The sequence below is a fragment of the Cupriavidus sp. BIS7 genome (assembly GCF_000292345.1).
In the GTDB taxonomy this organism is placed as follows: Bacteria; Pseudomonadota; Gammaproteobacteria; order Burkholderiales; family Burkholderiaceae; genus Cupriavidus.
On record NZ_ALOU01000109.1, the window covers coordinates 1 to 7,388 of the forward strand.

Annotated in this window: 6 protein-coding genes; 5 read left to right on the top strand and 1 reads right to left on the bottom strand. The window is 63.8% G+C overall.

Annotated features, from left to right (window positions below):
- Positions 1-48 precede the first annotated feature (48 nt).
- A complete protein-coding gene (locus tag B552_RS0126480; RefSeq protein WP_019452084.1) occupies positions 49-726 on the bottom strand; it encodes a Crp/Fnr family transcriptional regulator in 678 nt (225 codons plus the stop codon).
- Positions 727-976: 250 nt separating this feature from the next.
- Here B552_RS0126480 and B552_RS0126485 point away from each other — a divergent pair, with 250 nt between their 5' ends.
- The 5 genes from B552_RS0126485 (at position 977) to B552_RS0126505 (ending at position 7,334) form a co-directional block, all read left to right on the top strand.
- Positions 977-2,941, top strand: coding sequence for an AMP-binding protein (locus tag B552_RS0126485; protein WP_019452085.1), 1,965 nt, complete (start codon positions 977-979; stop codon positions 2,939-2,941).
- Positions 2,942-2,956: 15 nt separating this feature from the next.
- Positions 2,957-3,898, top strand: coding sequence for an ABC transporter ATP-binding protein (locus B552_RS0126490; protein ID WP_019452086.1), 942 nt, complete (start codon positions 2,957-2,959; stop codon positions 3,896-3,898).
- Positions 3,899-3,928: 30 nt separating this feature from the next.
- Entirely contained in the window at positions 3,929-4,843 is a 915-nt protein-coding gene (locus B552_RS0126495) for a branched-chain amino acid ABC transporter permease (RefSeq protein WP_019452087.1), read from the top strand.
- A gap of 14 nt (positions 4,844-4,857) precedes the next feature.
- Complete coding sequence (locus B552_RS0126500; protein WP_019452088.1) at positions 4,858-5,934, top strand: branched-chain amino acid ABC transporter permease; 1,077 nt, start codon at positions 4,858-4,860, stop codon at positions 5,932-5,934.
- A gap of 62 nt (positions 5,935-5,996) precedes the next feature.
- Entirely contained in the window at positions 5,997-7,334 is a 1,338-nt protein-coding gene (locus B552_RS0126505; RefSeq protein ID WP_019452089.1) for an ABC transporter substrate-binding protein, read from the top strand.
- Positions 7,335-7,388: the final 54 nt, after the last annotated feature.

Sequence of the window (7,388 nt, forward strand, 5' to 3'; positions counted from 1 at the left end):
GGTGTTCATATAAGGGGAGCCGGTCAGCAGCATTTGAAACTCCACGCTTCACTCCCCATACTGCCGCAGCCCCTCCAGATCGAGCACCTCGATCACGCCGTAATCCACACGCACCAGCCCCTGCTGCTCCAGCACCTTCAGTGCCTGGTTCGCGCGTTGCCGCGAGATGCCTGCCAGCAGTCCAATCTCTTCCTGCGAAATCTCCAGCGTCGTGCCGATGCCCGGGTAGAGGCTTTCGTTGAACAGTGACGACACCGCGCGCGCCACGCGCGAATCGATGTCGAGCAGTCGTTCGTATTCCACCGCCGCGATGAACTGGCCGAGCCGGTCGTTCAACTGCATCAGCAGGAAGCGCGTGAACGGCAGGCTGGTATCCAGCAGCCACTGAAAAGTGTCGCGCGGAATGAAGGCGATGCGTGAACGGCGCAATGCCATCACGTCGTACTTGCGGATCTCGTGCTTGAGCACCGCGCCTTCGCCAAACCAGCCGCCGGTGGGAACACCCGTGAACGTGACCGACTTGCCCGATGGCGACACGGTCGTGATCTTGACGATGCCCTCCACCACGCCAAGCCAGTGCTCGGCCATTTCACCCTTGTGACACGCGTAGTCGCCCTGCGAGTACTCGCGCACCGTAGTCACGCGTTTGACACGCTCGCGCTGCTCCAGGGTCAGGCCGGCGGCCCACGCGCATCGGTCGATGAAGTCGTTGTCTGCGGTACTCATCTGGCTCCCGTAGGGATTAACCCCGAATTGTCATCGGCGTGACAACCCGGGGGGATGGCATCGGCTATCTTACGATCACGCGGAACCGGCCTTTGCCAGCACTTCTATACCAACAAGGCAAGACGGGCATGATGCAGTGCGGCAGCGCCGTATGTGACGTGCCAAGTATAACGACCGGTCCGAGGGCTTGATACCCGGCGTGTCCCGTAGTGTGAAGCGACCAGCGCCCCACGGTGGAGAGGAGACAGCGATGCAGGAATCGTCGGCAACGACCTTCCCGCGATGCCTGCTGGCGCACGCCACGCAGCGGCCGGATCATCCGGCCCATCGCGAGAAGGATCTCGGCATCTGGCAGACATACAGCTGGTCGCAGGCCGCGCGCGAGGTGCGCGCGCTTGCCTGCGGGCTCGCGGCGCTGGGGTTCCGGCGCGGCATGAACCTGGCCGTGATCGGCGACAACCGCCCGCGCCTGTACTGGGCCATGACCGCCGCGCAGGCGCTGGGCGGCGTGCCCGTGCCGCTGTACCAGGACGCCATCGCCAACGAGATGGTCTATGTGCTTGACGATGCAGAGATCGAGTTCGCAATCGTCGAGGACCAGGAGCAGGTGGACAAACTGCTCGAGGTGGAATCCCAGCTTGCCTCACGCGGGCGCGCCGTCCGTCACCTGATCTATGAAGACCCGCGCGGCCTGCGCGACTATGATCACCCGTCGCTGCTGTCGTACGAACGCGTGCAGGAAATCGGGCGCGAATTCGACCAGGCGAATCCCGGCTTCTTCGATGCGGGCGTGGAGGCCGGCACTGCCGACGACACGGCCATCATCCTCTATACGTCCGGCACCACCGGCAAGCCCAAGGGCGTATGCCATTCGCATGCGGGCCTGATCGGCGCGGCGCGCAATGGCTGCCAGTTCGACGGGCTCGGCGCCGATGACGACGTGCTGTCATACCTGCCGATGGCCTGGGTGGGCGACAACCTGTTCTCGTACGCGCAGGCCATGGTGGCGGGCTTCACCGTGAACTGTCCGGAATCGCGCGAGACCGTGATGACCGATCTGCGCGAGATCGGCCCGACCTACTACTTCGCGCCGCCGCGCATCTACGAAGGGCTGCTCACGCAGGTCATGATCCGCATGGAAGACGCGGGCTGGATCAAGCGCCGCCTGTTCCATTGGGCGATGGGTGTGGCGCGCCGCTGCGGCGCGGACATCCTCGACAAGCGGCCCGTGCCGACGATGGATCGCCTGCGTTATGCGCTGGGCGAACTGCTGATCTACGGGCCGTTGCGCAACGTGCTCGGCATGAGCCGCATCCGTGTGGGCTACACGGCGGGCGAAGCGATTGGCCCGGACCTGTTCCGCTTCTACCGGTCGATCGGCATCAACCTGAAGCAGTTCTACGGCCAGACCGAAACCTGCGCATACGTGTGCCTGCAGCCCGATGGCCAGGTCAAGTTCGACACGGTGGGCCCCGCCGCACCAGGCATGGAGATCCGCATTGCCGACAACGGCGAGGTGCAGGTGCGCGGCGTGGGGCTGCTCAAGTCCTACTACAAGCGCGACGATGCCACGCGTGAGGCGATCAACGACGAGGGTTACTTCCTGACCGGCGACGCCGGCGTGATCGATGCCGATGGACATCTGAAGATCATCGACCGCGCCAAGGACGTAGGCAAGCTGGCCGATGGCTCGATGTTCGCGCCCAAGTACATCGAGAACAAGCTGAAGTTCTTCCCGTACATCAAGGAGGCGGTGGCGTTCGGCACCGATCGCGATCGCGTCTGCGCATTCATCAATATCGACTTCGATGCCGTGGGCAACTGGGCCGAGCGTCGGCATCTGCCTTACGCGGGCTACGTGGACCTGGCGGGCCAGCCCGACGTAATCGCCATGATCGGCGAGTGCGTGGAGCAGGTGAACGCCGACCTGGTCAACGATGCGATGCTGGCCGGCTCGCAGATCGCGCGCTTCCTGATCCTGCACAAGGAGCTAGATCCGGATGACGACGAACTGACGCGCACGCGCAAGGTGCGGCGCGGCTTTATCGCGGAGAAATACGCCGTGCTGATCGACGCGCTCTATGCGGGCAAGCCGGAGCAGTTCATCGAGACGCGCGTGAAGTTCGAGGACGGGCGCGAGGGCAGTGTATCGGCCACGCTGAAGCTGGTGGATGTGAAGCGCTTCCCGCCCGTAGGCGGCGCGCGAGCGGCCTGAGGACGGAGGCACAGCATGACAATCACCCAGACAGCCTGGCAGAGCGGCATGGCCCGCGTGGATGCCTCCGGCACGATGGTGTCGCCAGGCGCGATCGCCCCGGCCGGGCATGCCGAAGGCGCGCACGGCGATGGCCTGCGCACCGGCGACGCGCACCAGCCCGAGTCCACCGCGCATGTGCGCACACGTGGCGATGTGATCCTCGATCTGCAGAACATCTCGCTGTCGTTCGGCGGCGTGAAGGCGCTGACCGATATCTCGTTCGACGTCTGCGAGCACGAGATCCGCGCGATCATCGGCCCGAACGGTGCAGGCAAGAGTTCGATGCTGAACGTGATCAACGGCGTCTATCACCCGCAGCAGGGCCGCATCGTGTTTCGCGGGCAGGAGCGGCGGCAGATGCATCCCACGGCTGCGGCACGCCAGGGCATCGCCCGGACGTTCCAGAACATCGCGCTGTTCAAGGGCATGACCGTGCTCGACAACATCATGACCGGCCGCAACACGCAGTTCCGCACGGGGCTGTTCGCCCATGCGCTCTGGTGGGGGCCGGCGCGTGCCGAAGAAATGCGCCATCGCCGCAAGGTCGAGGAGGTGATCGACTTCCTGGAGATCCAGGCAATCCGCAAGACACCGGTCGGCCGCTTGCCGTATGGCCTGCAGAAGCGCGTGGAGTTGGCGCGCGCGCTGGCCGCCGAGCCGTCGATGCTGCTGCTCGATGAACCGATGGCCGGCATGAACGTGGAGGAAAAGCAGGACATGTGCCGCTTCATCCTCGACGTCAATCATCAGTTCGGCACCACCATCGTGCTGATCGAGCATGACATGGGCGTGGTGATGGATATCTCCGACCGTGTGGTCGTGCTCGACTACGGCAAGAAGATCGGCGACGGCACGCCCGACGAGGTCAAATCGAATCCGGACGTGATCCGCGCCTATCTGGGTGCATCACATTGAGTGCATTGAGGCATTGAGAGGATAGCGGCGATGAGTTTCTTCTTCGAAATCCTGATCGGCGGCCTGCTGTCAGGGCTGATGTACTCGCTCGTGGCGCTTGGCTTTGTGCTGATCTACAAGGCGTCCGGCGTGTTCAACTTCGCGCAGGGTGCAATGGTCTATTTCGCCGCGCTCGCCGTGGTGGGTCTGATGGACAAGGGCCTGCCGATGTGGGCCGCAGTGATCGGGGCGTTTATCGTCATGATCATCGTCGGCATGAGCACGGAGCGCTTCGTGTTGCGCAAGCTCGTCAACCAGCCACCGATCACGCTGTTCATGGCCACGATCGGGTTGTCGTTCTTCCTGGAAGGGCTGGGGCCGCTGCTGTTCGGCAACGAGGTGCGGCCGATCGAGCTGGGTATCGTCGACGAGCCGATCGAGGCCATCCTCACACGCTTCAATATCGTCGTGTCGAAGTTCGACCTGGCCGCGGCGCTGATTGCCGCAGTACTGGTGGCGGGGCTGGCGCTGTTCTTCCAGTACACGAAGGTAGGCCGCGCGCTGCGCGCGGTGGCGGACGACCATCAGGCAGCGCTGTCGCTCGGCATTCCGCTGCAGAACATCTGGGCCATCGTGTGGGGCGTGGCGGGCTTTGTCGCGCTGGTGGCCGGCATGCTGTGGGGATCGCGCAATGGCGTGCAGTTCGCGCTGACGCTGACCGCGCTGAAGGCGCTGCCGGTGCTGATTCTCGGCGGCTTCACGTCGGTGCCGGGCGCGATCGTGGGCGGTCTGATCATCGGCGCGTCCGAGAAGCTGGCCGAGATCTATATTCCGCCGGTGTTCCAGTCGGTGTTCGGCGGCAACTTCGGGGGGATCGAAGGCTGGTTCCCGTATGTGTTTGCGCTGCTGTTTCTCCTGGTGAGGCCTGAGGGCCTTTTCGGGGAGAAGCATATCGACCGCGTCTGACGGAGGACCGAGACATGCTCTATCGCGAATCCGGCCAGTTCAAGACCAGCTACGTTGCCGACAGCCAGATCTTCCCGATCCGCCAGGACCGCATCTTCTTCGCGCTGCTGATGGCCGTGGCGTTCGTCGCCATTCCGCTGACAGGCACCGAGTACTGGCTCAGCGCCATCCTGACGCCGTTCCTGATCTTCGCGCTGGCGGCGCTGGGCCTGAACATCCTCACCGGTTACGCGGGCCAGCTATCGCTTGGCACTGCGGCGTTCATGGCCGTGGGCGCGTACGCGGCCTATAACTTCCAGCTTCGCATCGAAGGCATTCCGGTGCTGCTGACGTTCATCCTGGCCGGCGCTTCGGCGGCCGTGGTTGGTGTGGCGTTTGGACTGCCGTCGCTGCGCATCAAGGGCTTCTATCTTGCCGTGGCCACGCTGGCCGCGCAGTTCTTCGTGGTGTGGGCGCTGACCAAGTTTCCCTGGCTGTCGAACAACAGCTCGTCGGGCGTGATCACCGCGCAGCGGCTCGACCTGTTCGGTGTGCCGATCGACACCCCGGTAAAGAAGTACCTGTTCGTGCTGGCCATCGTTACCGTGCTGGCGCTGACTGCCAAAAACCTCGTGCGTTCGGCAACGGGCCGCGCGTGGATGGCGGTGCGCGACATGGACGTGGCGGCCGAAGTGATCGGGATTCCGCTGATGCGCACCAAGCTGCTCGCGTTTGCGGTCAGCTCGTTCTACTGCGGCGTGGCCGGCGCGCTGTATGCGTTCTGCTATCTCGGTTCGGTGGAGCCCGATGGCTTCTCGCTCGATCTGTCGTTCCGCATCCTGTTCATGATCATCATCGGTGGCGTGGGCAGCATCCTGGGATCGTTCCTCGGCGCGGCGTTCATCCTGCTGCTGCCGATCTTTCTCGACAACGTGCTGCCCGCGCTGGCGGCGATGCTGCACCTGCCGTTCACGAACGCCACGGTGTCGCATATCCAGCTTATGGTGTTTGGCGGGCTGATCATCTTCTTCCTGATCGTGGAGCCGCATGGGCTGGCCAGGCTCTGGCAGATTGCCAAGGAGAAGCTGCGTCTCTGGCCGTTCCCGCATTAGTTCCGAATCCGCTTTCTACGTCGTTCCCATTACAACGCCCGTTCGAGGTGAAGGAGACTGTGATGACAACCGTGTTTCGCAACGTGCAGCGCGCCGCCCTTGTGGTCAGCGTCGCGGCTGCATTGCTGGCGCCCGCGCTGCCGGTGCTGGCGCAGGCTAATGATCAGTTCGTCGCGCTGCCGAGCTACCGCGTTGGCCCGTATGGCGCGAACGGTCAGTCGTTTTATGGCGGCTTCGTGGATTACCTGAACTACGTCAATCTCAAGGACGGCGGCATCAACGGCGTCAAGCTGACATGGGAAGAGTGCGAGACCGAGTACAACAACGCCAAGGGCGTGGAGTGCTACGAGCGCCTGAAGGCCAAGAACGGCACGAGTAAGGGCACGGCCTATCACACGATGTCCACCGGCATCTCGTACGCGCTGGTCGACAAGACCGCTGCAGACAAAGTGCCGCTGGTGATGATGGGCTACGGCCGCACCGATGCGGTGGATGGCTCGGTGTTCCCGTACGCGTTCCCGCTGGTGACGACGTACCAGATGCAGGTATCGGCCATCGTCAAGTTCCTGGCGACGAAGAACGGCGGGTCGCTGGCCGGCAAGAAGATCGTCTATCTCTATCACGATTCGGCCTACGGCAAGGAGCCGATCGTCGCGCTGGAAGCGGAGGCGAAGCTCGGCAAGTTCAACCTCGTCGAGATTCCCGTGGCGCACCCCGGCAACGAGCAGGGCGCGCAGTGGCTCAAGATCCGTCAGGAGAATCCTGACTACGTGATCTTCTGGGGCTGGGGCGTGATGAACCAGACCGCGCTTAAGGCCGCACAGAAGGTGGGCTTTGCGCGAGACAAGATGATCGGGTCGTGGTGGGCCGGGTCGGAGGAAGACACCGTGCCGGCCGGTGAGGCCGCCAAGGGCTACATGAGCGCCACCTGGAACGTGGCAGGCAAGAACGTGCCGCTGATCGCCGATATCGATAAGGTCGTCTATGGCGCGGGCAAGGGCAACATGCAGGACCGCAACAAGGTCGGCTCGGTGCTCTACAACCGCGGCGTGTCGGCGGCCGTGGTGACCGTTGAAGCGATTCGCGTAGCGCAGTCGAAGTTCGGCAAGGGCAAGGTGATGACCGGCGACGAGATGCGCTGGGCCTTCGAGAACCTGAACCTGACCGGCGCGCGTCTGCAGCAGCTTGGCGCCACCGGCCTGCTGCCCGAAATCAAGACGAGCTGCGACAACCACGAAGGCTCCGGCAAGGTGAAGATCCAGCAGTGGGACGGCACGAAGTGGGTGGTGGTGTCCGACTGGATCGAAGGCAACAAGAACCTGATCCACCCGCTGTTCAAGGCCACGGCGGCGCAATACGCGAAGGAGAAGGGCATTACGCCGGCGTGCCTGAGGTCGTGATGGACTCCCCTCTCCCGCAAGGCGGGAGAGGGGTCGGGGGAGAGGGCGCAGCAG

What these genes read in the sequence shown, in the direction of transcription:
- B552_RS0126480 (WP_019452084.1), bottom strand. Translation starts at nt 726, where the DNA reads ATGAGTACCGCAGACAACGACTTCATCGACCGATGCGCGTGGGCCGCC.
- B552_RS0126485 (WP_019452085.1), top strand. Translation starts at nt 977, where the DNA reads ATGCAGGAATCGTCGGCAACGACCTTCCCGCGATGCCTGCTGGCGCAC.
- B552_RS0126500 (WP_019452088.1), top strand. Translation starts at nt 4,858, where the DNA reads ATGCTCTATCGCGAATCCGGCCAGTTCAAGACCAGCTACGTTGCCGAC.
- B552_RS0126505 (WP_019452089.1), top strand. Translation starts at nt 5,997, where the DNA reads ATGACAACCGTGTTTCGCAACGTGCAGCGCGCCGCCCTTGTGGTCAGC.
- B552_RS0126495 (WP_019452087.1), top strand. Translation starts at nt 3,929, where the DNA reads ATGAGTTTCTTCTTCGAAATCCTGATCGGCGGCCTGCTGTCAGGGCTG.
- B552_RS0126490 (WP_019452086.1), top strand. Translation starts at nt 2,957, where the DNA reads ATGACAATCACCCAGACAGCCTGGCAGAGCGGCATGGCCCGCGTGGAT.